This is a genomic window from Enterobacter sp. ECC-019 (assembly GCF_043974075.1).
Taxonomy (GTDB): Bacteria; Pseudomonadota; Gammaproteobacteria; order Enterobacterales; family Enterobacteriaceae; genus Enterobacter; species Enterobacter asburiae_D.
In genome coordinates this window covers 306,293-330,099 of sequence record NZ_CP143759.1, presented here as the reverse complement: position 1 = coordinate 330,099, position 23,807 = coordinate 306,293, and the positions used below count along the sequence as shown (strand labels likewise).

General features: G+C 56.1%; 23 protein-coding genes and 1 pseudogene. 12 read left to right on the top strand and 12 right to left on the bottom strand.

The window, feature by feature from the left end; genetic code table 11:
• Positions 1-75 precede the first annotated feature (75 nt).
• Both V1566_RS01695 and V1566_RS01690 read left to right on the top strand, forming a co-directional pair.
• The gene (locus V1566_RS01695; RefSeq protein ID WP_395305941.1) at positions 76-834 is read left to right on the top strand and encodes an SDR family NAD(P)-dependent oxidoreductase; all 759 of its coding nucleotides are present in this window, start codon (positions 76-78) and stop codon (positions 832-834) included.
• Positions 835-1,007: 173 nt separating this feature from the next.
• Complete coding sequence (locus tag V1566_RS01690; RefSeq protein WP_395304898.1) at positions 1,008-1,610, top strand: DNA-binding response regulator; 603 nt, start codon at positions 1,008-1,010, stop codon at positions 1,608-1,610.
• On the opposite strand, the gene V1566_RS01685 is transcribed toward V1566_RS01690, so the two are convergent.
• Together V1566_RS01685 and V1566_RS01680 are read right to left on the bottom strand one after the other, a co-directional pair.
• Positions 1,589-1,927 (bottom strand): lysozyme, encoded by a 339-nt coding sequence (locus tag V1566_RS01685; RefSeq protein ID WP_395304897.1) that lies wholly within the window; start codon positions 1,925-1,927, stop codon positions 1,589-1,591. The two genes, V1566_RS01690 and V1566_RS01685, sit on opposite strands and share 22 nt — an antisense overlap.
• A gap of 71 nt (positions 1,928-1,998) precedes the next feature.
• Positions 1,999-2,538 (bottom strand): GNAT family N-acetyltransferase, encoded by a 540-nt coding sequence (locus tag V1566_RS01680; RefSeq protein WP_395304896.1) that lies wholly within the window; start codon positions 2,536-2,538, stop codon positions 1,999-2,001.
• A gap of 148 nt (positions 2,539-2,686) precedes the next feature.
• Between V1566_RS01680 and V1566_RS01675 the strand changes: the two genes are divergently transcribed.
• Positions 2,687-4,276: an STY4199 family HEPN domain-containing protein gene (locus V1566_RS01675; protein ID WP_395304895.1), complete on the top strand. Its 1,590-nt coding sequence runs from the start codon at positions 2,687-2,689 to the stop codon at positions 4,274-4,276.
• 46 nt (positions 4,277-4,322) lie between these two features.
• Here V1566_RS01675 and V1566_RS01670 read toward each other — a convergent pair whose 3' ends face one another.
• The 3 genes from V1566_RS01670 to V1566_RS01660 form a co-directional block, all read right to left on the bottom strand.
• On the bottom strand, positions 4,323-5,498 hold the full coding sequence (locus tag V1566_RS01670) for an IS4 family transposase (protein WP_395303820.1): 1,176 nt from the start codon (positions 5,496-5,498) through the stop codon (positions 4,323-4,325).
• A 125-nt stretch (positions 5,499-5,623) separates the two neighbouring features.
• A complete protein-coding gene (locus V1566_RS01665) occupies positions 5,624-7,273 on the bottom strand; it encodes an alpha,alpha-trehalase (RefSeq protein ID WP_395304894.1) in 1,650 nt (549 codons plus the stop codon).
• Between the two features lie 335 nt (positions 7,274-7,608).
• A complete protein-coding gene (locus tag V1566_RS01660; RefSeq protein ID WP_395304893.1) occupies positions 7,609-8,514 on the bottom strand; it encodes a LysR family transcriptional regulator in 906 nt (301 codons plus the stop codon).
• A gap of 99 nt (positions 8,515-8,613) precedes the next feature.
• Here V1566_RS01660 and V1566_RS01655 point away from each other — a divergent pair, with 99 nt between their 5' ends.
• Positions 8,614-9,018 (top strand): carboxymuconolactone decarboxylase family protein, encoded by a 405-nt coding sequence (locus V1566_RS01655; protein ID WP_395304892.1) that lies wholly within the window; start codon positions 8,614-8,616, stop codon positions 9,016-9,018.
• Between the two features lie 57 nt (positions 9,019-9,075).
• Positions 9,076-9,400: pseudogene (locus tag V1566_RS01650) on the top strand (transposase); the annotation flags it as partial.
• Positions 9,401-9,458: 58 nt separating this feature from the next.
• On the opposite strand, the gene gorA reads toward V1566_RS01650, so the two are convergent.
• Together gorA and V1566_RS01640 are read right to left on the bottom strand one after the other, a co-directional pair.
• Complete coding sequence (gorA, locus tag V1566_RS01645; RefSeq protein WP_395304891.1) at positions 9,459-10,811, bottom strand: glutathione-disulfide reductase; 1,353 nt, start codon at positions 10,809-10,811, stop codon at positions 9,459-9,461.
• A gap of 71 nt (positions 10,812-10,882) precedes the next feature.
• Complete coding sequence (locus V1566_RS01640) at positions 10,883-11,725, bottom strand: 23S rRNA (adenine(2030)-N(6))-methyltransferase RlmJ (RefSeq protein WP_181594004.1); 843 nt, start codon at positions 11,723-11,725, stop codon at positions 10,883-10,885.
• Between the two features lie 207 nt (positions 11,726-11,932).
• Between V1566_RS01640 and prlC the strand changes: the two genes are divergently transcribed.
• Positions 11,933-13,975, top strand: a complete 2,043-nt coding sequence (gene prlC / locus V1566_RS01635) for an oligopeptidase A (protein WP_029740253.1) — start codon at positions 11,933-11,935, stop codon at positions 13,973-13,975.
• Between the two features lie 7 nt (positions 13,976-13,982).
• Positions 13,983-14,735, top strand: coding sequence for a 16S rRNA (guanine(1516)-N(2))-methyltransferase RsmJ (gene rsmJ / locus V1566_RS01630; RefSeq protein ID WP_395304890.1), 753 nt, complete (start codon positions 13,983-13,985; stop codon positions 14,733-14,735).
• Between the two features lie 92 nt (positions 14,736-14,827).
• Here rsmJ and uspA read toward each other — a convergent pair whose 3' ends face one another.
• Positions 14,828-15,265: a universal stress protein UspA gene (uspA, locus tag V1566_RS01625; protein WP_003861223.1), complete on the bottom strand. Its 438-nt coding sequence runs from the start codon at positions 15,263-15,265 to the stop codon at positions 14,828-14,830.
• A gap of 283 nt (positions 15,266-15,548) precedes the next feature.
• Here uspA and uspB point away from each other — a divergent pair, with 283 nt between their 5' ends.
• On the top strand, positions 15,549-15,884 hold the full coding sequence (uspB, locus tag V1566_RS01620; RefSeq protein WP_003861224.1) for a universal stress protein UspB: 336 nt from the start codon (positions 15,549-15,551) through the stop codon (positions 15,882-15,884).
• A 53-nt stretch (positions 15,885-15,937) separates the two neighbouring features.
• Here uspB and pitA read toward each other — a convergent pair whose 3' ends face one another.
• The gene (gene pitA / locus V1566_RS01615) at positions 15,938-17,437 is read right to left on the bottom strand and encodes an inorganic phosphate transporter PitA (RefSeq protein ID WP_008503116.1); all 1,500 of its coding nucleotides are present in this window, start codon (positions 17,435-17,437) and stop codon (positions 15,938-15,940) included.
• 228 nt (positions 17,438-17,665) lie between these two features.
• Between pitA and V1566_RS01610 the strand changes: the two genes are divergently transcribed.
• The 3 genes from V1566_RS01610 to V1566_RS01600 all read left to right on the top strand — a co-directional run bounded on the left by V1566_RS01610 (position 17,666) and on the right by V1566_RS01600 (position 20,559).
• The gene (locus V1566_RS01610; protein WP_395304889.1) at positions 17,666-18,859 is read left to right on the top strand and encodes an NAD(P)/FAD-dependent oxidoreductase; all 1,194 of its coding nucleotides are present in this window, start codon (positions 17,666-17,668) and stop codon (positions 18,857-18,859) included.
• A gap of 108 nt (positions 18,860-18,967) precedes the next feature.
• Entirely contained in the window at positions 18,968-19,366 is a 399-nt protein-coding gene (locus V1566_RS01605) for a potassium channel family protein (RefSeq protein ID WP_395304888.1), read from the top strand.
• A 167-nt stretch (positions 19,367-19,533) separates the two neighbouring features.
• Positions 19,534-20,559: a TerC/Alx family metal homeostasis membrane protein gene (locus tag V1566_RS01600; RefSeq protein WP_332985954.1), complete on the top strand. Its 1,026-nt coding sequence runs from the start codon at positions 19,534-19,536 to the stop codon at positions 20,557-20,559.
• Positions 20,560-20,643: 84 nt separating this feature from the next.
• Here the strand turns inward: V1566_RS01600 and V1566_RS01595 are convergent, their stop codons facing one another.
• Complete coding sequence (locus tag V1566_RS01595; RefSeq protein ID WP_023333743.1) at positions 20,644-21,303, bottom strand: HAD family hydrolase; 660 nt, start codon at positions 21,301-21,303, stop codon at positions 20,644-20,646.
• A gap of 240 nt (positions 21,304-21,543) precedes the next feature.
• Between V1566_RS01595 and V1566_RS01590 the strand changes: the two genes are divergently transcribed.
• Positions 21,544-22,071, top strand: coding sequence for an NlpC/P60 family protein (locus tag V1566_RS01590; protein WP_395304887.1), 528 nt, complete (start codon positions 21,544-21,546; stop codon positions 22,069-22,071).
• A gap of 2 nt (positions 22,072-22,073) precedes the next feature.
• Here V1566_RS01590 and V1566_RS01585 read toward each other — a convergent pair whose 3' ends face one another.
• Positions 22,074-22,868 carry an SDR family NAD(P)-dependent oxidoreductase gene (locus V1566_RS01585; RefSeq protein ID WP_047646797.1) on the bottom strand — a complete coding sequence of 265 codons (795 nt, stop codon included), beginning with the start codon at positions 22,866-22,868 and terminating at the stop codon, positions 22,074-22,076.
• A gap of 32 nt (positions 22,869-22,900) precedes the next feature.
• On the bottom strand, positions 22,901-23,782 hold the full coding sequence (locus V1566_RS01580; protein WP_395304886.1) for a LysR family transcriptional regulator: 882 nt from the start codon (positions 23,780-23,782) through the stop codon (positions 22,901-22,903).
• Positions 23,783-23,807 lie beyond the last annotated feature (25 nt).

Here is a 23,807-nt window from a genome sequence, read left to right as displayed (position 1 = left end):
AACCCATCTTTATTGATTTTCTATCACCTAATAAGCTCTTTCTCAATCTCCTTAACAGCCAAAATGAGGTTTATGATGAGTGAACGTATCGCATTAGTGACGGGTGGTAGCCGTGGTCTGGGTAAAAACGCTGCGTTAAAGCTGGCGGCAGACGGCACGGGAATCGTCCTGACATACAATCGTAGCCAGCAGGAAGCGCTGGATGTTGTGCATGAAATTCAGCAAAAAGGCGTTAACGCCGCGGCATTACAGCTCAACGTTGGAGATATCACGGGTTTTGATGATTTTGCCCGACAGCTTCAGGAAACCCTTAAGGCCGTCTGGCAGCGTGAAACCTTTGACTATTTATTGAACAATGCCGGGACGGGTTTATATGCGCCCTATACCGACACGACGGAAGCCCAGTTTGATGAGGCGCTGAACATTCATTTCAAAGGACCATTCTTCCTGACCCAGCGCCTGCTGCCGCTGCTTAACGACGGGGGGCGGATCCTCAATGTCTCCAGCGGGCTGGCCCGTTTTACCCAGCCGGGCTCAGGAACCTACGCGGCCATGAAGGGTGCGATGGAAGTGCTGACGCGCTATCAGGCGAAAGAGTTGGGCGCGCGTGGGATCGCCGTCAATATCATTGCGCCGGGCGCGATTGAAACCGACTTTGGCGGCGGACGCGTGCGCGACAATGCAGAGCTGAATCAGCTGCTGGCCTCGCAGACGGCGCTGGGGCGGGTGGGGCTGCCGGACGATATTGGCGATGCCATTGCGGCACTGCTCAGCGACAAACTGGGCTGGATGAATGCGCAACGTATTGAAGTCTCAGGCGGTATGTTCCTGTGATGCACGCGCGTAAGGGGAAGGAACCCCTTAAGTAAATCCTTAATATGAATGTGTCTAGATACGGACAGATATAAAGAACTCGAGGGGATTTGTAACGTCTCCATTCGTTGAGTTTTTTCTTAAATCACCCCTCTGTAGAATCCCCCTTCGCTATTCTCAGAGGGAAAAAAACGATGCGAGTAATCATGTTTGACAGGCAGTCACTCTTTATTCACGGAGCGATACACAGTCTTCAGGCGTTAATTCCGGAAATAGATATGACAGGGACCTGTCAGGCAGACGATTTATGGGCGCAGGTTTCCGCTTCACCGTCAGCTATCGTCATGATCGACGGGAATGTCATCCAGGACGACGGGATCGCTTTGCTGGAAGAGATGCTGCAACGCTTTCCTGCGATACGTGTGATTCTGGTTCTGGCGAAAAAAGAGGCCAGATGGGTTGAGCAATTGCTGCAGCGAAACGTCATGGCCATTATTCCCCGAAACGCCCACCCCGAGCGGTTTTCAGCCGTGCTGGATTCGGTGTCCAGAGGGATGCTCTGTTTTCCCGGAGAGTGGGTCAGCCTGCCGTCGTCCCCTCAGGCGTTATCATCCCTGAGCGAGCGTCAGCGCGACGTGTTGAAATTGCTGGCGGCGGGGGAGTCAAACAAAGAAATTGGGCGTAATCTCAACATCAGTGCGGCCACGGTAAAAGCGCACCTCCAGGCGCTTTTCCGGCGGCTGGACGTGAAAAACAGAACGCAGGCTGCCATGTTCTATACCCGTGCAACGGTCTGAAAAATCGCGTTTGGGAGGGAAGGCATCTCTTCAAAACTGAATATCATCATAACCAGCGCATCATGCTGCTGTTGGGTTAATGGACGTGTCACACTTTCCCGCAGCAGCGTCTCGCAAAGCTGAATATCGTCATGCAGCAAATCTTCTGCCTCGGCAGGCGTGATGGGACCGTGAAAATGTGTCCGATCGCGGATAATGTGGCCATAACCGATAACCCATAATCCGTTTTCGTCACGATATTTCTCCAGAGAAAGACCCTGATGTTTTTTTATTAACGCAATGGCGGCAGAAGATATTTTCAGCGCATGACCTTTCATATTCGTTTCCTCTTAATAGCGACACTGTAGAGGAAACGACGTCCGAGAAATATCCGCCAAATGGCTGTTGATCAGGAATTATTATTCAGGTATTCCTGCTGTAATAAACCAAATAACCAGTCATTTTGCCAGCGTCCCGCGAGGTAATAGCTCTCGCGTAATTCACCTTCCAGGCGGAAGCGGGCTTTTTCCAGAAGGCGTCTTGAGGCGATATTCCCCGCGGTGACGGTAGCGGTGAGTCGACGTATACCACCCTGATGAAAAGCGTAATCGCAAAGCGCGTTCAGGGATTCAACGCCGTAGCCTTTTCCCTGCGCCTCGGGTGCGAAAAGGAAGCCCACTTCGGCGCAATCCTCCTCATGATGAACATACCCGGTAACGCCCAGCGGGACCTGTGAGGCGGCGTCACGTACGACGAGACAAAGCCAGTGGGCGCTGCCCGGTGACCAGGGCGTCAGGCGCGAATCAAACGCCTCGCGGATCGCCGCGACGGGGCGGTCTTCCGCCACAAAGCGCATGACGTCGGGATGCTGCTGTAGCGCCAGAAAAAAGGGCCAGTCTTGTTCCTGCAGAGACGAGCAGGTAAGGCGAGGGGTAATTAAAACTGGCATTCGGATTCTCCTGAAACATTTTAAATGATTTTAGGGTTGTCACTTTATTTCAACAGAAAGTCAGGTATGGTTAACCGCGTATAAATAAAAAGAAAAAAGGGCGTCTCGTGCCCATTCCGGATGTCTTCGTTGTCGCTTAAGGAAAACAATGACTCTCAGCACATCACACCATATTCGCGAACAGTTCGAACACTGTCTGGCGGTCATTCGCCATGCGTCGGTGGAAATTTTGCTACTTCTGAATGTACATGCTTCTGAGGGCAAAGATCCACGCTGGTTCCTGGAACAACTCGATAGCGCGCGATTAGCTCTGGGCGGCTGGGGAGCCGTTGCGAAAAAACTCAACCTGAATGATGCCGAGATGTCGGAGTTTACGCTCCAGCTACGCCTGCTGCAGCAGCGCGTTCCGCAGTATGAAAGCGGACAGGATGTGAGTGAAAACCAGCTTATTGCGGCGATGCGGTTTGTGACCGCGCTGGAACACCTTCGCCTGCAGCAGCCGCTGTTAACCTACAGCACGGAGCTGGCACCGGGAAGCGAACTTCAGCAGCAGCAGGCGCAAAAGCAGGTACGCGCGATTGAGCTCATGATTAAAGGGCTCATCCAGCAGGCCTGGCCCGATCAGGTGCGGCTGAACAATCATCTTAAGACCCTGTTTAACGCTGACCGCGTACGGCGCTGGCTGAAGCTTGGCGAGATCAACGATGTCCTGAGCGGCATGATGTTCAGTGAACTGGCGCAGATGCTGGTGGATAAAAAAGAGTTCAGCCGCTATTACGCTTCGCTGTTCAGCGACCCGTCCATGCTGACGCTGCTGGTTGAACCGCGTAAAACGCTGCAAACCTTCCTCGACGACATTCGGCAAATCCGCAACAGCATCACCGTTCAGAAAACGTTAAGCTCGGCGCAAATTCAGCTGTTGGATAACTACTACGCGCAGATCGCGCGGCCCGTTCAACGCGCGTTTGAAGAGGGGAGAACGCGCGTCAATCCGGCCGGATTCATGGCGGTAGATGCCAGCGAACTGCATACCTTCTGGGAAAAGGCGCAGAAAATGGATCGGGTCACCGGTGGGGATCTGTTTGAAGTTCGTGACACCATTGAAAAGCCAACCCAGCGCGCGGCGCGTAGCCCAGAACAACGCGAGCAGCTTATTTCCGGCGCGTTATGGGGGGCGGTTGGCGTCATGGTGATTGCCATCGTGGCGGGAGGGTTCTGGCTGGTGACCAGCAGCAAACCGCAGCCTGCGACCGCCAGCGCGGCTGAAGTGGCCCCTCCGCAGGAAATGCGCGAGACGCCTTCCTCGCGCGAAACGCTCACGCGCATGGGGGTGACCTGGGACGAGAATAATTTCCGCTCGGCCATTAACCGCAACGATACCCGCGTGACCCAGCTATTTTTGCAGGGCGGCATGGACTGGAAGCTGTCCTGGACCGAAGAGGCGATGTCGGCAGGCTATGACGATGTGCTGGAGCTGATGTTACGCTACCGGCAGAACATGGTGGAAGAGAAGCCGTGCCGTCGCTTCATCAACACGCTCAGCCACGCCATGTCGAACGGCGAGTCTCTGACCTCGGTACGTAAAGAGTATCTCAAAGCGTTCTGCACCGTGCCTGCCGTGGTGAAACGCCAGCAGCACGATCTCGACATGGCCACACGCCGCGCGCAGTCGCAGCCGGATGCCGCTTCGAAAAAATGGCAGTCCATTCAGACTGCCATTTATGAGGTGATTCGCTGATTCTTTCTCCCTCTCCCGGTGGGCTGAGGGATCCCCAGTAATATGGTCATACCACCATGACCATATTACTGTACTCTTTTCCCAGCTTTTTTATCTCGTTACCTATATTCAGCCGCCTCACTTTTCCAGGCTCATGCCGGATGACTTCTTCTGCCAGACTCAGGTAAGACAGGACCCGCCTGTGTCTGATACTGCTTGCCTGATAATGCCTGTGTAAGCACTGCCTTTCTGCCCTGTAACCTGCCAGCCACAGCACCAGACTTGCCATCGCTGCGACCAGATTCAGCACTTCCAGCCGCCCTTTTCCCTGACTCCGGCTCAGCCTCAGACCGAACCCGAAGCGGGGACTTTTGTCGTCCCGGAAGTTCTGTTCTATCTGCATTCTGCGGCTGTACAGCGCCATTATCTGGTGCGGCTCCAGCCCCTCTGCATTACTGAACAGCAGCCAGGGCTCACGGGCGCTACTGCGGTGTTCCCGCTGTGTTTTTGGCATTCCCCCTTTTCCCTGACGCCCTGCGTCAGGGCGCTTATGCAGATAGAACCGGCCGTAACAGGGCGCTCGTGGTTTACGGGACAGGACACCGTAACCCACGCAGACCGGTTGTCCGGTAGCCTCAAGCTCGCTGATTTTCATCCACTTTTTATCTCCGTCCAGCCGGAAGCTGATACAGCCCCTGACCCTGCCGGTGAAGCGCCAGCCCAGCTGGCTGACATGCCGGAACCAGTCTGTCCGGAAGCCTGCATCCGTAATGATGGTAACGGCTTTGTCTTTCGGGATGGCGTCATGCAGGCGGTCAAGGAAGCGGCACTGTACACCGCTGTTCTGCGCCAGCTCTGCGGGGACAACTTCACTCATAAGCGGAAGTGAGCGGCCATTACAGACCAGGCTTGCCCGCAGAAGATGCCAGTTCCTGTCATGCCAGCCGGTCCAGTCGACAGCGATAACACAGAAGGGCATCAGGGAGGTGATGGTATGTGTGAGCAGGTGCTGAATACGGGGAATATCACGGTGAAGGGCGGTATTGCCCAGGGCACGGTCAACACGTTTGATTTTATTTTTAACGTGCGCCCTGCCGGGAAGGGTACGTCCCAGGCTGGTCAGGGTCAGACTGGCACCGTGCGTGAGGGCGACGGCCATGGAAACAAGGACATTGACCCGGAAGCTGTGAATGTCAGGTAAAGACGCGGAGAAAAATTTCTGGCAGACTGTCTGTAAAGGCACGATGAGGTCTCTTCTGATTTGTTAGCGCAACCAGTAGATCACACTTCATCGTGCTTTTCATTTTTTTGGGGAACCCTCAGCCCGGTGGGAGAGGGCCGGGGTGCGGGCATCAGACTGCACTCCCCTTAAGGCTCCCCATACAATCCAATCAGCCGCCGTACCACGCCGTTCGTCCAGCCGAAACCATCCTGCAGCGGATACTCACCACCGCCACCTTCTCGCGGCGTACTGCTGGCGATGTGATACTTCTCAATCAGCTTATGATGCGTCTGATAAAAATGGTTCACCGTATGCAGCCAGCTCCAGGCGATTTCATCCCCCAGCGAATCATTGCCATACTGCTTGAAACCCTGAATTGCCATCCACTGCAGCGGCGCCCAGCCGTTGGGTTTATCCCACTGCTCGCCGGTTTCGTACTCGGTCGCCAGAATTCCGCCCGGGGTCAGCAGCCGCGCTTTGACCGCATCAGACAGGCGCTCGGCCTGCTCGTGCGTCGCCATGCCAACGTACAGCGGCACAATGCTGGCTGCCGAGAACAGCGCCTGTTCCTCGCGCCGCCAGTCGTAATCGCGGTAACAGCCGCTCTCCTCGTCCCACAGATAGCGGTTCACCGCCGCGCGGCGATCGTTGGCTTTCTGGCGGAACGCCTCTGCCGTCTCTTTATCCCCTTTTGACGCCGAGATGTTGGCGATAGCGCTTTCCAGCTTGAACAGGAAGGCATTCAGATCGATGGGGATAAACTGCGTCGTGCGGATGCTGGCGAGCCGCGACGGATCGCGCAGCCAGCGGGACGAGTAATCCCAGCCGGACGCCGCCCCCGCGCGCAGATCGCGATACACCTCATTGGGCGGACGACCCGAGTGGCGGGCAGTTTCCACATCCTCAATCCACGATTCGTCGCGTGGGGTATCACGGTCGTCCCAGTAGCGGTTGAGCAGTGAACCGTCCGGCATGCGCACGGCGCTGCGGTAAGCCTGGTTAAGCAGCAGCGACTCCGCGCCATCCATCCAGAAGGCGTACTCCATTTTGAGGTGATCCAGATAGCGTTTCGCACCGCGCACGCCGTCCTCCTCGAACAGCTCCACCATCAGGGCAAAGACCGGCGGCTGCGAGCGGCTGAGATAATAGGTGCGGTTGCCGTTGGGGATATGCCCGTAGCGTTCAATCAGCCAGGCGAAGTTGTCCGCCATACATTTGAGCAGATCGTTACGGCCACTCTCCGCCAGCCCCAGCATGGAGAAATAGGAATCCCAGTAGTAGGTCTCGCTAAATCGCCCGCCGGGGACGATATAGGCCTGCGGCAGCGCCAGCAGGGAAGACCAGGGAATATGATCCTGCGGCTCGCGCGTCAGCACCGGCCACAGGTTATCAATGTGCTCTTTCAGGGAGAGTCCCGGGTCGGAGACATATTCTGTGCCGTACGTTTCCGGCATCCAGAAGTGGTTCTCTACAAACTGGCGCAGGTCGAAATCCCGGTGGCGTCTGACCTTACGGTAGCGGATCAGGATATCCAGCGGATCCATCTTCGGCGCGCAGTCGGGGAAGGTTTTACTGTCCGCAAACAGCCGGGTCGACTGCACATGCTCGAACAGTTCAAGATAGCGGTCTGCGGGCGTCAACGCATCGGAGGCGGGTAGCCCCTCGATCATTTCGGGTTCCGGCTCCGCCTCAATCATTTCATCCAGTTTCAACTCGCAGGGATCGGTCTCGTAGCGCAGCTCTTCTGCAATCTCGAACTCGATGTTCTCGGTAGCCTGTAGTTTCTGGTTGAACATGGTGATAGGGACCTCCGGTTGTGTGTTCAAAAGACAGGTTTATCCGGGCGTCTTATAAGCGTAGACATTCGCTTCGGTGTTGGCTGAGGGAAATGTGCGGTTGATCACGGTTTAAGTATGGCGTTTTTTGCAGGTGATACTTACTAACTTACTGATTTTTTTAAATATAAAAATGGAAAGAGAACAGGGCTCATCACATACAAATTCGGAGCATTCGTTTGCAACGAAATATGTGAATAAACCCGAATATCATCCGCTGCTCAGAAGCACTGCCTGGCTGAACAGAATGTCGCGCAGCCTGCACTGGCAAGAGATTGAGATGCTTGTCAGCGGGATTAAGCAGACAAGCAGAGCGTATCTTTAAAGTGCTGGAGTAGAAAATCAACGTAAAGCCGTATTTTGGGGAGCTGCTGGCGGTCAGCAAAGGTCAGAATATGCACCGGTTTGGCGAGCGGTTGGTAATCCGGGAGGAGTGGGATTAACCGACCCTGGCGTAAATCTTCTGTTAGTAACACTTCGGGCTGCATAATTATTCCAAGACCATTTAACGCAGCGCTGCGCATGGCCTCACCGTTATTAACGGCCATCACAATATTCACCGGAACTTTAATCCGTTCCCCTTTATTCTGGAGTAACCACTCACTGCCAGCCAGAGGGTGAGCAAAACCCAGGCAACGATGGTTGATTAATTCTTCTGGATGAACAGGCTTACCTGCACTTTCCAGGTAAGCGGGCGCTGCACATATTATCGACTTATAAGCCGCGATCGGGCGTGCAATCAACGAATTCATATGCTCCAGTTCGCCCACTTTAATCATGACATCAATTCCTTCCTCTGCCATATCCATGGCCTTATCACTTAAAACCAAATCCAGAGTGACTTCGGGCCACTGGGAGAGAAAACGCGCGGTGACGGGAGAGAGAGAATGCACACCGAATGAAACAGGGCAGGCTACCTTCAGCCTGCCTCGTGGGTTTTGGTGTAACGCTAATGCGCCTGATTCGGTATCTTCTATATCGGCTAAAATCCTTCGACAGCGCTGATAATAAACGCTACCGAAATCGGTCAGGCTCTGACGGCGCGTGGTGCGATTCAATAAGCGGGTACCAAGAAGTTGCTCCAGCGCCTTAATATGCAATCCAACCATCGTTCCGCTTAATCGCATTTCTTCGGCTACCGCACTAAAACTTCCTCGTTCGACGACGCGGACAAACACCGACATGCTTTCCAGTTTGTTCATGATTATCAAGTTTAAGTTGGTAAAAACTAAATTATAGTGGTGTTTATCAACTCTGGTTAGTGAGTTTTAATATAACCTCACTCACAGAGGAGAATCGTTATGGTGACCAATCCAGAGCTACGCGAACGGGGTTTAGCGATATTTACCGATCTGTTTGGCAATGGTGCAGGCGAGGCATTACGACAGGATATGGCCGATCTGTGCCCAGACTTTACGGATATGTCGATTGAATGGGCAATGGGAGGCATTCTGTCACGCCCCGGGCTGGATACAATAACCCGTGAACTTGTGGTGATCGCATCGTGCGTTACCCTTGGTCATACCGTTCCGCAGCTTCGCGCACATACTCAAGCCGCGCTGAATGCAGGAGCAAGCCGGGAACAAATCATTGAGACAATCCTGCAACTGTTATTTTATGCCGGAGGAGCGGCGGTACGTAACGCGCTGGTGAATATTCGCGATATTCTCAACGCTCCTCCGCAGAGTGGTAAGAGTGATTCCTGACATCAGTGTGTTTGCTGACTATTGAGCCATCCCACTACAAAGCCCTCATCAGTTCACTCCTTTTGGTTGGATGATGAGGCAATTCAGGCCTGGTATGAGCCAGCAACACCTTCATCTCGGGGAAGACCTCAGCGTTATTCTGACCCTGCGGGCTGCTCAGGGCTTTATTGGCTCGATTTTTACCCTGATAGACGTTCCGTTGCGCTGCCCGGAGTCGCTAAACAATGCAACGGACTCAGAAGCCTTCCCGGGTCTAATCCGGCAGACTCACAGAAAAATCAAGGCAGCAGCGGCAGACGGGGCTTACGACACCCGGCTATGTCACGATGAACTGCGGCGTAAGAAAATCAGCGCTCTTATCCCACCCCGAAAAGGGGCAGGGTAAGCGTAGCAACCACCCGGCAAGAAAGGTGGAAATGGCGTGGCTGACAGGCGATATATTATCGCATGGTCACAAACTCTTCCGCGGCCGTCGGGTGGATTGCCACCGTGTTGTCGAAGTCTTTCTTCGTTGCGCCCATCTTCAGCGCCACGGCGAAGCCCTGCAGGATTTCGTCCATGCCGAAGCCGATGCCGTGGATACCGACAATCTTCTCGTCCGGACCCACGCAGACCAGCTTCATGCGGCACGGCTGGCGGTGCGATGTCACAGCGGTGTACATCGCGGTAAACGCCGATTTATACACTTTCACCTGGTCGTCGCCATACTGTTCGCGCGCCTGCGGCTCGGTTAAGCCGACGGTGCCGATTGGCGGGTGGCTGAAGACTACGGTTGGGATAAGGTTGTAATCCAGATGCTCGTCCGGCTTGTTGTTGAACAGGCGCTCGGAGAGACGACGACCCGCCGCAACGGCCACCGGCGTCAGCTCAACCGCTCCGGTATTATCGCCGACCGCATAAATGCCCGGTACGCTGGTGTTCTGGAATTTATCGACGACGATATAGCCTTTTTCGTCGGTTTTCACGCCGGTCACGCCGAGGTTGAAGTTATCGTTCGCCGGTTCACGACCAATCGCCCAGATCAGGCAGTCGACGGTCTGGCTGCGGCCATCTTCCAGTTCCAGGGTCAGGCTACCGTCCGCATTTTTCACTACCGCTTTTGGCACGGCGTTGGTGTGCAGGGTCGGGCCTTCAGCGTTCATCACTTCAACCAGGGTATCGACGATCAGCGGGTCAAAGCTGCGCAGCGGCGCGTGTTTACGCACGAACAGGTGCGCCTCAGCGCCCAGGCCGTTAATCACGCCGGCCAGTTCCACCGCGATATAACCCGCACCAACAACGGCAACGCGCTTAGGCAGGGCAGGCAGTTCGAAGAAACCGTCGGAGTCGATGCCGTATTCCACGCCCGGAATGTTCGGGTGGCTCGGACGGCCGCCGGTGGCGATCAGGATGTGATCGGCGGTGATCGTCTCACCGTTCACTTCGATCGTTTTCGCGTCCACAAAGCGGGCAAAGCCGTGGATGACGTCAACGTTATTTTTACCCAGCACGTTGTCGTACGAGGTGTGAATACGGTCGATGTAGGCGGTACGGCTGGCGATCAGTTTGTCCCAGTCGAAGTGGTTAATGGTGGTATCAAAGCCGTAGTCCGGGCCATACATATGGATAGCTTCACGGATCTGTGCCGCATGCCACATCACTTTCTTCGGTACACAACCCACGTTCACGCAGGTGCCGCCCAGCGCTTTGGCTTCAATCAGCGCGCACTTCTGGCCGTACATGGCCGCACGGTTGATGGAGGCGATGCCGCCGCTGCCGCCGCCGATTGCGATGTAGTCATAATGCTTAGTCATAGCTTTTGTCCTTAATCGTGAATTGCCGCGATTGTATACCTGAAATCAATAGTTTCCACCGATGGCTGCGATTACTCCGGCACGATCCAACTGACGGTGGCGTGGCCTGTACCCGCTGGCACCAGCGTTTTATGCAGCCACGGCAGCACGTTGTTGATCTGCGCTTCGAGCTTCCACGGCGGGTTGATCACAATCATACCGGAGGCTGTCATGCCGCGCTGATCGCTGTCCGGACGTACCGCCAGCTCAATCTGCAGGATTTTGCGGATGCCGGTCGCTTCCAGGTCTTTGATCATGCGTTTGATTTGCGCGCGCAGCACCACCGGGTACCACAGGGCGTATGTCCCGGTGGCGAAGCGTTTGTAGCCTTCGTGGATACCGGTCACCACTGCCTGATAGTCGGTTTTGATTTCGTACGGCGGGTCGATCAGCACCAGGCCGCGACGGGAAACCGGCGGCAGCTTGGCTTTCAGCTGCTGGTATCCGTCGGATTTTTCCACGCGGGCACGGCTGTCTTTCTGGAATTCAGAACGCAGCAGCGGGAAGTCGCTCGGATGCAGCTCGGTCAGCTGGAGGCTGTCCTGCTCGCGCAGCAGCTGGCGTGCAATCAGCGGCGAGCCCGGGTAGTAGCGCAGCTGGCCGTTGCGGTTGAAGTGATTCACCACGCCGATGTACGGCTCCAGCTCGGCAGGCAGATCGTCCTGCTGCCAGATGCGGGCAATCCCTTCCAGATATTCACCGGTACGCTCGGCATGCTCGCCGCTCAGCTGATAACGGCCCGCGCCCGCGTGCGTGTCCAGATAGAGAAACGGCTTCTCTTTCTCTTTGAGCGATTCGATGATCAGGCTCTGAACGGTGTGTTTAAGGACGTCGGCGTGGTTGCCTGCGTGGAAGCTGTGGCGATAACTGAGCATGGGTAATGATATTCCGCTGAATTGACGATTTGCCACAGTTTACAGCAGAACGGCGCAGATTACCCGTAGGCCCGGCAAGCGCAGCGCCACCGGGCGCTTTTCCGCCACGTCTGGCATTGAAATCCTCTACACTTAACCCCATTCTAGATCCCATATGCACAGCGCCGGATGCGCGCTTCATTCACCTATTTCAACAGGACAGCGTTTATGACCAATCCATTACTGACGCCTTTTTCGTTGCCGCCGTTTTCTAAAATCCTCCCTGAGCATGTGGTTCCAGCCGTTACGCAATCGCTGGACAACTGCCGCGCGGCGGTAGAAAGCGTGGTAGCGCAGGGCGCGCCGTACACCTGGGAAAATCTGTGTCAGCCGCTGGCCGAAGTGGACGACGTGCTGGGGCGTATCTTCTCCCCGGTAAGCCACCTGAACTCGGTAAAAAACAGCCCGGAACTGCGCGAAGCCTACGAACAGACCCTGCCGCTGCTCTCTGAGTACAGCACCTGGGTCGGCCAGCACGAAGGGCTGTACAAAGCCTACCGCGACCTGCGCGACGGCGACCATTATGCCGAGCTGAACACGGCGCAGAAAAAATCGGTCGATAACGCCCTGCGTGATTTTGAGCTGTCCGGGATTGGCCTGCCAAAAGAGAAGCAGACCCGCTACGGTGAAATTGCCGCGCGCCTGTCCGAGCTGGGCAACCAGTACAGCAACAACGTGCTCGACGCCACCATGGGCTGGACGAAGCTGATTACCGACGAAGCGGAGCTTGCGGGTATGCCGGAAAGCGCGCTGGCGGCGGCAAAAGCCCAGGCCGAGGCGAAAGAGCAGGACGGTTTCCTGTTAACGCTGGATATCCCGAGCTATCTGCCGGTGATGACCTACTGCGACAACCAGGCCCTGCGCGAAGAGATGTACCGCGCGTACAGCACCCGCGCCTCCGATCAGGGGCCGAATGCCGGTAAGTGGGACAACAGCCCGGTAATGGCGGAAATCCTCGCCCTGCGTCACGAGCTGGCCCAGCTGCTGGGCTTCGAAAACTACGCCGATAAATCCCTCGCCACTAAAATGGCCGAGAACCCGCAGCAGGTGCTCGACTTCCTGACCGATTTGGCGAAACGCGCCCGTCCTCAGGGTGAGAAAGAGCTGGCCCAGCTGCGCGCCTTCGCGAAAGCGGAGTTTGGCGTGGACGAGCTGCAGCCGTGGGATATCGCTTACTACAGCGAAAAACAGAAGCAGCATCTGTACAGCATCAGCGACGAGCAGCTGCGCCCGTACTTCCCGGAAAACAAAGCCGTTAACGGCCTGTTCGAAGTGGTAAAACGCATCTACGGCATCACCGCCAAAGAGCGTACCGACATCGACGTCTGGCACCCGGACGTGCGTTTCTTCGAACTGTATGACGAGAAAAACGAACTGCGCGGCAGCTTCTACCTCGATCTCTACGCGCGTGAGAACAAGCGCGGCGGGGCGTGGATGGACGACTGCGTCGGCCAGATGCGTAAAGCTGACGGCTCCCTGCAGAAGCCGGTCGCCTACCTGACCTGTAACTTTAACCGTCCGGTGAACGGCAAACCGGCGCTGTTCACCCACGATGAAGTGATCACCCTGTTCCACGAATTCGGTCACGGCCTGCACCACATGCTGACCCGCATCGAAACCGCAGGCGTGGCGGGCATCAGCGGCGTGCCGTGGGATGCGGTCGAGCTGCCAAGCCAGTTTATGGAAAACTGGTGCTGGGAGCCGGACGCGCTGGCGTTTATCTCCGGTCACTATGAGACTGGCGAACCGCTGCCGAAAGCGCTGCTGGATAAAATGCTGGCGGCGAAAAACTACCAGGCGGCGATGTTCATCCTGCGTCAGCTGGAGTTCGGCCTGTTCGACTTCCGCCTGCACGCCGAGTTCAGCCCGGAGCAGGGCGCGAAAATCCTTGAAACTCTGGCCGAGATTAAAAAGCAGGTTGCCGTTATTCCAGGGCCAACCTGGGGCCGCTTCCCGCATGCCTTCAGCCACATCTTTGCTGGCGGTTACGCGGCGGGTTACTACAGCTACCTGTGGGCCGACGTGCTGGCGGCAGATGCCTTCTCTCGCTTCGAAGAGGAGGGGATTTTCAACCGCGAAACCGGCCAGTCGTTCCTCGACAACATCCTGACCCGCGGCGGTTCTGAAGAGCCAATGGTGCTGTTCAAACGCTTCCGCGGACGCGAGCCGCAGCTGGATGCGATGCTTGAGCATTACGGGATTAAAGGCTGATTGTTACGTGAAGATCTGCTTAGTAGATGAAACGGGCGCCGGAGACGGCGCCTTATCTGTTCTGGCCGCCCGCTGGGGGCTGGAGCACGATGAAGAAAACCTGATGGCGCTGGTGATGACGCCGGAACACCTGGAGTTACGCAAGCGCGATGAACCGAAGCTCGGCGGGATTTTTGTCGACTTTGTCGGCGGCGCGATGGCGCACCGGCGCAAGTTCGGCGGCGGTCGCGGCGAAGCGGTGGCTAAAGCGGTTGGCATCAAAGGGAACTACCTCCCGGACGTGGTCGATGCCACGGCAGGGTTAGGGCGCGATGCCTTTGTGCTGGCCTCTGTCGGCTGTCACGTGCGGATGCTGGAGCGTAATCCTGTGGTCGCTGCGCTGCTCGACGATGGGTTAGCGCGGGGCTATGCGGACCCGGAAATCGGCCCGTGGCTGCAGGAACGACTACAGCTGATCCACGCCTCCAGCCTGACGGCGCTGACCGACATCACCCCGCGTCCGCAGGTGGTCTATCTCGACCCCATGTTCCCGCATAAGCAGAAAAGCGCGCTGGTGAAGAAAGAGATGCGGGTGTTTCAGTCACTGGTGGGACCGGATTTGGATGCCGATGGCCTGCTGGAGCCGGCTCGTCAGCTTGCCACGAAGCGGGTGGTGGTAAAGCGCCCGGACTATGCGCCGCCGCTGGCGGACGTTGCGACCACTAACGCGGTGACCACCAAAGGACACCGGTTTGATATTTATCCGGGTACGCCGGAATAAAAAAAGCCGGGTGGCGGCTTCGCCTTACCCGGCCTACGTTCAGTGCCATTTGTAGGCCCGGTAAGCGTTAGCGCCACCGGGCTTTTTTGCACTTACTCGTCTTCTTCGTCACGCAGCGGAACAATCAGCATATCTACATGAACGGTGTTAATCAGCTGGCGTGCTGAAGACATCAGCTTGCTCCAGAAGTCCTGATGGTGACCGCAAACCACCAGGTCCATGTCGTATTTCTTGATCGCATCAACCAGCACCTGGCCCAGGTCGCCGCTACCGCTCAGGGTTTCGGTGATTGGATAGCCCGCGTTGGTGGACAGTTCGCTCAGCGCATGGTGAGTCTCTTCGGAGATGCGTTTCTGCATATCGCCAAGATTCACGTCGATCAGACCGGTGTAGAGGTCGGAGTAATTCACGTCAACGTGAATCAGCGAAACTTTCGCGTTGTAGGGACGTGCCATGGATACCGCTTTATCAACCAGCACTTTGCTCTCCGGAGAGAGGTCTACCGCGATGAGAATGTGTTTGTAAGCCATAGTGTTACTCCTTCCTTAAGTTATCGATGACTAAATAGGAAAGCCGTCGTCTGATGCTTTCATTACGGCCCAGTTAAACATATTTTTCAAGCTTTGGTGTTGATAACGATTAACCTTGTGGCAAAAAAATTAACGGATCTCCTACACTATTAAATGAGCCGTTCGGATATTAAAACGCGAACCGGATCGACTTTTAGTCATTCTTTCACTGAACTGTCTGTCAGGGCATTGGGGTGCGGTAGCTCAGGAGCCTTGCTTCGTGGGCGGACGCCGGGGAGGATGTATGATTAGCACCGTCGCATTGTTTTGGGCGTTATGCGTGGTTTGCATAGTGAATATGGCGCGCTACTTCTCATCGTTACGTGCGCTGTTAGTGGTACTTCGTGGTTGCGATCCGTTGCTTTATCAGTATGTGGACGGTGGAGGGTTCTTCACCTCGCATGGACAGCCCAGCAAGCAGATGCGTCTGGTGGGATACATCTACTACCAGCGCTACCGCGATCATCATGATGAAGAGTTTATTCGTCGCTGCGAGCGCCTGCGTCGTCAGTTCATTTTGACCAGCGCCCTGTGCGGGCTGGTCGTGGTCAGTATGATTGCATTGATGATTTGGCACTGAGCATAAAAAAAGCGGGTCAGTTTCCTGACCCGCTTTTTGTCGCCTTCAACCGATTAAATCAGCTTCAGCGAAATCCAGTACAAACCGCCAGACAGCAGGATAGAGGCCGGAAGGGTGAACACCCAGGCCATCAGAATGTTGGTCACGGTTTTGCGCTGCAGACCGCCGCCGTCAACAATCATGGTACCTGCCACGGACGAGGAGAGTACGTGGGTAGTTGAGACCGGCATACCGGTATAGCTTGCCAGACCGATAGAAACCGCCGCCGTCATCTGCGCGGACATACCCTGCGCATAGGTCATGCCTTTCTTACCGATCTTCTCGCCGATGGTGGTCGCCACACGACGCCAGCCAATCATTGTACCGATACCCAGTGCCAGCGCGACGGCCATGATGATCCAGATTGGCGCGTACTCGATGGTGTTGAGCATATCGCCTTTCAGTTTCTTCAGGAGACGCTGGTCGTCAGCATTCACGTCAGGCAGCTTCGCCACTTTATCCGTCACATCAGAAATGCACAGCATGATGCGACGCAGCTGACCACGCTGCTCAACGGTCAGTTTGTCATAGCTTTCGATATTGCCCAGCATGCCTTTCGCACGTTCCAGCGCGTTAATCGCGTTTGCCGGATGGCAGTGGAACTCACCTGGTGCAGTTGTGGCACCGGCTTCCGGAGAAGGGATTAACTGGTCAACGCCGGTCGCCTTCTTCAGCAGTTCGGGATGCTGCTGGAAATAGGTTTCGACGTTGTTGACCGCATCGCGGGTACGGGTGATTTCGTAGCCGGAAGCATTCATGTTGACCACGAATCCAGCCGGTGCGACGCCAATCAGTACCAGCATCACCAGACCAATGCCTTTCTGACCATCGTTCGCGCCGTGTGAGAACGCCACGCCGATAGCGGAAATGATCAGGGCAATACGCGTCCAGAATGGCGGCTTTTTCTTGCCGTCTTTCTTTTCACGCTCTGCCGGCGTCAGGTGAATACGGGAGCGTTTTTTGGTATTGCTCCAGTAACGACGCAGGATGAAGATCAGCCCGCCAGCCACCACCAGACCCACGATAGGGGAGACGATGAGTGAGGCGAAGATCCCCAGTACTTTCGGGATATTTAACGCATCAACAACCGAAGTACCGGTCATGAGGGCGTTCGTTAACCCGATACCGATAATCGCGCCGATGAGTGTGTGAGAACTGGATGCAGGCAGGCCGAAATACCAGGTACCGAGGTTCCAGATAATTGCAGCAAGCAGCATTGAGAACACCATAGCAAGGCCATGGCCAGAACTAACGTTAAGCAGCAGATCCGTTGGCAGCATATGCACAATGGCATACGCAACGCTCAGTCCGCCCAGGAGGACACCAAAGAAGTTAAATACCGCCGCCATAACAACCGCAAGCTGCGATCGCATTGCGCGAGTGTAGATAACCGTCGCTACTGCGTTTGCAGTGTCGTGGAAGCCGTTGATCGCTTCGTAAAACAGTACAAAAACCAGAGCAAGCAATAATAAAAGCCCGGTATGTAAATCCAGGCCGGCAAACAAATGTAGCATAGGACGTTACGCCATTTTGAGGACATGAACGCGGCGCATTATCCAGGACAAATGCACGGCGGGCAAAGTGAAATATAGACTTTTTTTGACATACCACCTGATTTGAGAAAACAGCCAGAAAGGATATTCGTTAAATTTCAAGGAAATGGCTTTGTAATATCTTTTTACGCTGGTGTGACCACAGAGGAAACTTTACAATCCGCGGCAGTTAACAAAGAGGGTTTTGACGTGGAAAGGTTTGATGCCGTGGTAATTGGCGCCGGTGCGGCGGGTATGTTTTGTGCGGCCATGGCCGGACAGGCGGGTCGTCGCGTGCTGCTGCTGGATAACGGTAAAAAGCCAGGCCGTAAGATCCTGATGTCCGGTGGCGGGCGCTGCAACTTTACTAACCTGTATGTTGAACCCGCGGCCTATTTGAGCCAAAACCGTCATTTTTGTAAATCTGCACTGGCGCGTTACACCCAGTGGGATTTTATCGGCCTGGTAGGCAAGCACGGCATCGCGTGGCATGAAAAGACGCTGGGACAGCTGTTCTGCGACGACTCCGCGCAGCAGATTGTCGATATGCTGGTGGCCGAGTGCGAGAAGGGCGGTGTCGTCATGCGCCTGCGCACGGAAGTGCTGGAGGTCATGCGCGACGAGCAGGGCTACACGCTGCAGCTGAACGGTGAAACCGTCAGCGCAGACAGCCTGGTGATCGCCAGCGGCGGCCTGTCCATGCCGGGGCTGGGCGCTTCCCCGTTTGGCTATAAGATTGCCGAACAGTTTGGCCTGAAAGTCTTGCCCACGCGCGCCGGGCTGGTGCCGTTCACGCTGCATAAACCGCTTCTCGAACAGCTTCAGACGCTGTCTGGCGTGTCCGTTCCCTCGGTCATTACCGCCGAAGACGGGACGGTTTTCCGTGAAAATCTGCTCTTTACCCATCGCGGTCTCTCCGGCCCGGCGGTACTGCAAATCTCCAGCTACTGGCAGCCGGGGGAATTCGTCACGGTTAACCTGCTCCCGGACTGCGATCTCGACGCGTTCCTTAACGAGCAGCGTACCGCGCACCCGAATCAAAGCCTGAAAAATACCCTGGCAATGCAGCTGCCAAAACGTCTGGTGGAATGTTTGCAGGTGCTGGGGCAGATCCCCGACGTGTCGCTTAAGCAGCTTAACAGCCGCGAGCAGGAGGTGCTGGTTGAGACGCTGACAGCCTGGCGCGTTCAGCCAAACGGCACCGAAGGCTACCGCACGGCGGAAGTGACGCTGGGCGGGGTGGACACGAATGAGCTCTCGTCCCGCACCATGGAAGCGCGCAACGTGCCGGGGCTCTATTTTATTGGCGAAGTGATGGATGTGACCGGCTGGCTCGGCGGGTACAACTTCCAGTGGGCGTGGGCAAGCGCCTGGGCGTGTGCGCAGGCGCTGGCAGAGAAATAATCACGCAACGCAATTATTGCGCCAACTTTTCCTCTCCGTTCAACTAAGCTTCGACCTGGCGCCCCGCCGCGTTCGCGGGGCCTTATTCCTTTTGGTCGAGCACGCCTCATGCAGCTACTCAGTATTATTATTTTGCTTACCCTCACCGTGGTGATCCATTCGCTGTGGATGTTTGGCGTTTTAAAATTCATTAAATTAGAAGTCGATTCTGCGGTACGCATCGTGTTACGCAACGTCGGTATCGTCATCTCCATGATCTTCGCCCACCTCCTTGAGGCCGGACTGTTTGCTGCGTTTTATTTTGTCATCGGCGCGTTTAATGACTGGAACACCAGCTTCTATTTTTCACTGGTCAGCTACGCGACGGTAGGATACGGCGACGTCACGCTACCCCAGCACTGGCGGCTCATCGGCGGTGTGGAAGGGCTGGTGGGCGCGTTGATGGTGGGCTGGTCCGTGGCGGTTCTGGTGGCGGTGCTGCAGCGTTTGCGCGGCATGAGCGCCTAAAACGGCAGATGCACGATCCCCGTCTGGTAAGGTAAAGTACCCCTCCTTGCGCGGCCCGAAGGCCGCGAATTTGAGGGCGAAGAGGCTGATTAACGGCCCGCCCTTTTCTGTTCCTGGTTTACGCCAGTTTGCATGGTGTTGTGTTTTGTCTGCCAAAAGGGTTTTGTATGTCTGCTGCTCATCTCGGTTTCCCGACGGAAACCGTTGTTGTCTTTGTGGTGATGGCCGTTGGGGCGATGTTTATTGACCTCTTTATGCACCGTCACGATAAACCCGTCTCGCTGAAAAGCGCGGCGATGTGGTCCATTTTCTGGGTCATGATGGCGATGGCCTTCGCCGGATTCCTCTATGTTCACCACGGCGCCGAGATGGCGAGCCTGTTCCTCACCGGCTATGCGCTGGAAGAGGTGCTCTCCGTCGATAACCTGTTTGTGATGATGGCGATCTTCGCCTGGTTCGGCGTGCCGGATAAGTACCGTCACCGCGTGCTTTACTGGGGCGTGCTGGGGGCGATTGTCTTCCGCGGTATCTTTGTGGCTATCGGCACCAGCCTGTTAAGCCTGGGGCCTTACGTAGAAGTGATCTTCGCGCTGGTCGTCGGCTGGACGGCGGTGATGATGCTCAAACGCAATGAAGAGAGTGACGAAGTGGAAGATTACTCGGGTCATCTCGCCTATCGTCTGGTGAAGCGCTTCTATCCTGTCTGGCCGAAAATCAGCAGCAATGCCTTTATTCTGACGCAGAAAGAGGTGGATGCGGAGCTCGAAAAACCGGAAAACCAGGACGTGACGGTGGGACGCGTTAAGAAGGCGAAGCGCTATGCGACGCCGCTGCTGCTTTGCGTGGCCGTCGTCGAGCTCTCTGACGTGATGTTCGCGTTTGACTCCGTGCCGGCCATTATTGCCGTGAGCCGCGAACCGCTGATTATCTACAGCGCCATGATGTTCGCCATTCTCGGCCTGCGTACGCTTTACTTCGTGCTGGAAGCGCTGAAGCAGTATCTGGTGCATCTCGAGAAAGCCGTGGTGCTGCTGCTGTTCTTCGTGGCGTTCAAGCTGGGGTTAAATGCCACCGACCACTTCTGGCATCACGGTTACAGCATTGGCGCGACTTCCAGCCTGTTTGTGGTATTAGGCGTGCTGGCACTGGGAATTATTGCGAGCGTGATGTTCCCGGGGAAACGTGAGGCCTGATACACCGCCCGGTGGCGCTTCGCTTACCGGGCCTACTGTTCGAATGTAGGCCGGGTAAGGCGCAGCCGCCACCCGGCAAAAAGGCTACTTGATGGGTGAATTCCGGCGCTTGCGCGGGTGATGGAAGTGCCGCCAGTGCGGATCCTGCGCCGCCGCCAGCAGCTCGTGGTCGCCGCGGGTATCTCCCCAGGCGCGCAGGTGATAGGCGTTCAGATCGCCATACACTTTTTCCAGCCTTGCCACCTTCTGGGCGCAGCGGCAGTTATTGCCCGTGATGCGCCCCGTCAGCTTGCCGTCTTTCACTTCCAGCTGCGTGCCAATCAGCTTAATGCCGAGCTTATCAGCCCACGGCTGGAGCACCAGCGCCGGGGACGCGGAACAGATGGTCACCTCCGCACCGGAGTTCACCTCAGCCGCCACTGCCAGAACCCCTTCGGGGCGCATCAGCTTGTTCCAGTATTTTTCGCAAAAGGCTTCCGCCTGCTGGCGCAGCCAGTGTTCATCCACGCCCGTCAGGAACGTTTTAATCAGCACTTCCTTCAGCTCATCGCGCGTCAGCTTGCGACGCACGCAGTGGAGCGTGGGCAGCGCCATGCGCACCAGACGACCCGCGAAGTAACGTTTACCGAAGGCAAAACGCAGGAAAGGAATAAAGCTGTCGTGGTGCGTTAATGTCCCGTCAAAGTCAAAGACAGAGAGCACGCTGGATTTTGCCACCGTCTCGTCGGCAATCATATTGGTCATAAATACGTCTTAGCTGAAATACACATTCTGCGGATCAGTTTACCTGCTTTAGCTGGACAGTCCTTATATCGCCACCATTTTTTTTCTCGATCTTGCGATCTCAAAGTGAGTCCATTTTTGGCCTCGATAAGGATTGGTGAAAAAACGAACTGTCTATATTATCGCCACATCGCAAGATATTTCGGGGAACCATTGGGCCCCACAGGTAAGGAAAAACTCACTCACTACTTCTTTCTTGATATGACTCTTAGATCGCTTATTTCAATCCTCACGTTAAGTTTTGCTTCGTTTTCCGCGTTCAGCTTTCAACTTCCAGCGTCGATGCTATCGATGAACAGTGAGCTGGCAGTATCACCGGCGAAATCTGCGCTGCTGCATCAGGAAACAGGTCCGCTGCGCTCGCGCATTCTCGATCAATACCAGAAGTGGAAAGGCACCCAGTACCGGTGGGGCGGAACCACGCATCGCGGGGTGGATTGCTCCGCGCTCGTGCAGCACCTGTTCACCGATGCGGCGCATCTTAATTTGCCGCGCACGACGAGTGAACAGATCCATCGCGGCGTGCAGGTCGCGCAATTTCGTCTGCAGGCGGGGGATTTGGTCTTCTTCCAGACCGGCCCGAACCGCAAGCACGTCGGCGTTTATATTGGCAATAGCCAGTTTATTCATGCCTCAAGCAGCCAGGGGGTAACGGTCTCAACCCTGACTGATGAGTACTGGCAGGCGCACTTCATTACCGCCCGTCGGGTTGCAGGCAGTGCGGCCTAGCGTCAGATGATGTCATCCACGACGCCGCCGTCGACGCGAAGCGCCGCGCCCGAGGTAGCGGAGGCCTGTGGCGAACAGACATAAATCACCATATTGGCCACCTCTTCAACCGTGGCCGCGCGCTGGATAACCGAGCTGGGGCGGTTGGCCATCACAAACTCTTTTGCCAGCTGCTCCAGCGATTTGCCGGTTTTTTCGATTTCATCTTTCATCATCTCTGCGAAACCGTCTGACATCGTCGGGCCTGGCAGTACGCTGTTGACCGTCACGCCGCTTCCCGCCACGAACTTCGCCAGCCCGCGCGCCAGCGAGAGCTGCGCCGTTTTGGTCACGCCGTAGTGGATCATATCCGCCGGGATATTGCAGGCCGACTCGGAGGAGATAAACACCACGCGTCCCCAGCCTTTCTGCACCATACCCGGCAGCAGGGCGCGGGACAGACGCACCCCGGACATCACGTTGGTCTGCCAGTAACGCTCCCAGGTCTCATCGTCGGTGGCATAGAAATCCTGCGGACCGTAAATCCCAGCGTTGTTGACCAGGATATCGACGTTATTGGCCACCTTCAGAAGCGACTCGACCCCTTCCGCCGTGCTGAGATCGGCAATCGCGGCACGCACCTGCACGCCCGGCACCACCTGCTGGAGCTGCTGAATGCCTTTATTCACCGACTCCGTGCTGCGACCATTGACGATCACTTCCGCACCGCTTTCTGCCAGACCTCTGGCAATGGCGAATCCAATCCCGCCAGTTGAGGCGGTCACCAGCGCCACTTTCCCCGCAAAGTCGATTTTCATCATCTGCTCCTTATCGTTTAAACGTTCGGACCTTAAAGCGTAGCAGGTGAGGATGACGGCTCCTGGCTAAAAAGGCGCAACAGCGTCTCAACCTGCTCATCAAGCGGGGCGAGGGAGCGCTTTACAATCAGGTGAAGCGGCGTTGCTCTGCGCGCACCGTGGCTCAGCGGCAGACGTTTCAGTACGCCTTGATCCAATAGGGTCTGGATGCGTTCCTCTGGCAGCCAGCCGTAGCCGACCTGAGAGACGACGGCCTCAATGGCGGCATCGATGGTGGAGAAGGTCCACGACTCACCGGCAGCACGCGAGGCGGGCTGGCTGTCCGCAATCTGGATAAGCGGCCACGGGCGCAGCATCTCATCATTTAGCGGCGCGTCGAGGTGAAAGAGGGGATGCTGGTGATGGGCCACGGCAACAAAGTCGATATTCATCAGCCATTCGCCGAGCCCGGTAATGTCCTGGCGGCGGGTTAAGATCATCACATCGGCTTCGTCGTTAATGGCGTCGGCGCGGGTATTTTCCAGCACCTCGGTGAGTCGTACCTGGGTTTGCGGATACTGCTGCTGGAACTGACGCAGGATGGCGAACAGGCGGCGGCGTGGGAAAATGGAGTCCACGACCAGATCCAACCGCGTGCGCATCCCGTTGCGAAGGGTCGCTGCGCGCGTCTCAACGTACGAAAACGCTTTCAGCAGCGGTTTAACCTGGTTGAGAAGCAGTTCTCCGGCCGGGGTTAACACCGCCCGTCGCCCCTCCGGGACCAGCAGCGCCACGCCCAGCCGCTCCTGCAGCAGCGACAGGTTATAGCTCACCGAGGACTGGCTGCGGTGGGTTTCTTCCGCGGCTTTGGCAAAGCTGCCCGCTTCCACGACTCGTTCCAGTAAAGACCATTGTTCCAGCGTCGTCTTGTGCATGATTTATCTAAAATTTGGATTAATT

Bases quoted from the DNA above. Each gene is read 5' to 3' on its own strand.
- V1566_RS01695 (WP_395305941.1), top strand. From the start codon at position 76: ATGAGTGAACGTATCGCATTAGTGACGGGTGGTAGCCGTGGTCTGGGT.
- V1566_RS01690 (WP_395304898.1), top strand. From the start codon at position 1,008: ATGCGAGTAATCATGTTTGACAGGCAGTCACTCTTTATTCACGGAGCG.
- V1566_RS01685 (WP_395304897.1), bottom strand. From the start codon at position 1,927: ATGAAAGGTCATGCGCTGAAAATATCTTCTGCCGCCATTGCGTTAATA.
- V1566_RS01680 (WP_395304896.1), bottom strand. From the start codon at position 2,538: ATGCCAGTTTTAATTACCCCTCGCCTTACCTGCTCGTCTCTGCAGGAA.
- V1566_RS01675 (WP_395304895.1), top strand. From the start codon at position 2,687: ATGACTCTCAGCACATCACACCATATTCGCGAACAGTTCGAACACTGT.
- V1566_RS01665 (WP_395304894.1), bottom strand. From the start codon at position 7,273: ATGTTCAACCAGAAACTACAGGCTACCGAGAACATCGAGTTCGAGATT.
- V1566_RS01660 (WP_395304893.1), bottom strand. From the start codon at position 8,514: ATGAACAAACTGGAAAGCATGTCGGTGTTTGTCCGCGTCGTCGAACGA.
- V1566_RS01655 (WP_395304892.1), top strand. From the start codon at position 8,614: ATGGTGACCAATCCAGAGCTACGCGAACGGGGTTTAGCGATATTTACC.
- gorA (WP_395304891.1), bottom strand. From the start codon at position 10,811: ATGACTAAGCATTATGACTACATCGCAATCGGCGGCGGCAGCGGCGGC.
- V1566_RS01640 (WP_181594004.1), bottom strand. From the start codon at position 11,725: ATGCTCAGTTATCGCCACAGCTTCCACGCAGGCAACCACGCCGACGTC.
- prlC (WP_029740253.1), top strand. From the start codon at position 11,933: ATGACCAATCCATTACTGACGCCTTTTTCGTTGCCGCCGTTTTCTAAA.
- uspA (WP_003861223.1), bottom strand. From the start codon at position 15,265: ATGGCTTACAAACACATTCTCATCGCGGTAGACCTCTCTCCGGAGAGC.
- uspB (WP_003861224.1), top strand. From the start codon at position 15,549: ATGATTAGCACCGTCGCATTGTTTTGGGCGTTATGCGTGGTTTGCATA.
- pitA (WP_008503116.1), bottom strand. From the start codon at position 17,437: ATGCTACATTTGTTTGCCGGCCTGGATTTACATACCGGGCTTTTATTA.
- V1566_RS01605 (WP_395304888.1), top strand. From the start codon at position 18,968: ATGCAGCTACTCAGTATTATTATTTTGCTTACCCTCACCGTGGTGATC.
- V1566_RS01600 (WP_332985954.1), top strand. From the start codon at position 19,534: ATGTCTGCTGCTCATCTCGGTTTCCCGACGGAAACCGTTGTTGTCTTT.
- V1566_RS01595 (WP_023333743.1), bottom strand. From the start codon at position 21,303: ATGACCAATATGATTGCCGACGAGACGGTGGCAAAATCCAGCGTGCTC.
- V1566_RS01590 (WP_395304887.1), top strand. From the start codon at position 21,544: ATGACTCTTAGATCGCTTATTTCAATCCTCACGTTAAGTTTTGCTTCG.
- V1566_RS01585 (WP_047646797.1), bottom strand. From the start codon at position 22,868: ATGAAAATCGACTTTGCGGGGAAAGTGGCGCTGGTGACCGCCTCAACT.
- V1566_RS01580 (WP_395304886.1), bottom strand. From the start codon at position 23,782: ATGCACAAGACGACGCTGGAACAATGGTCTTTACTGGAACGAGTCGTG.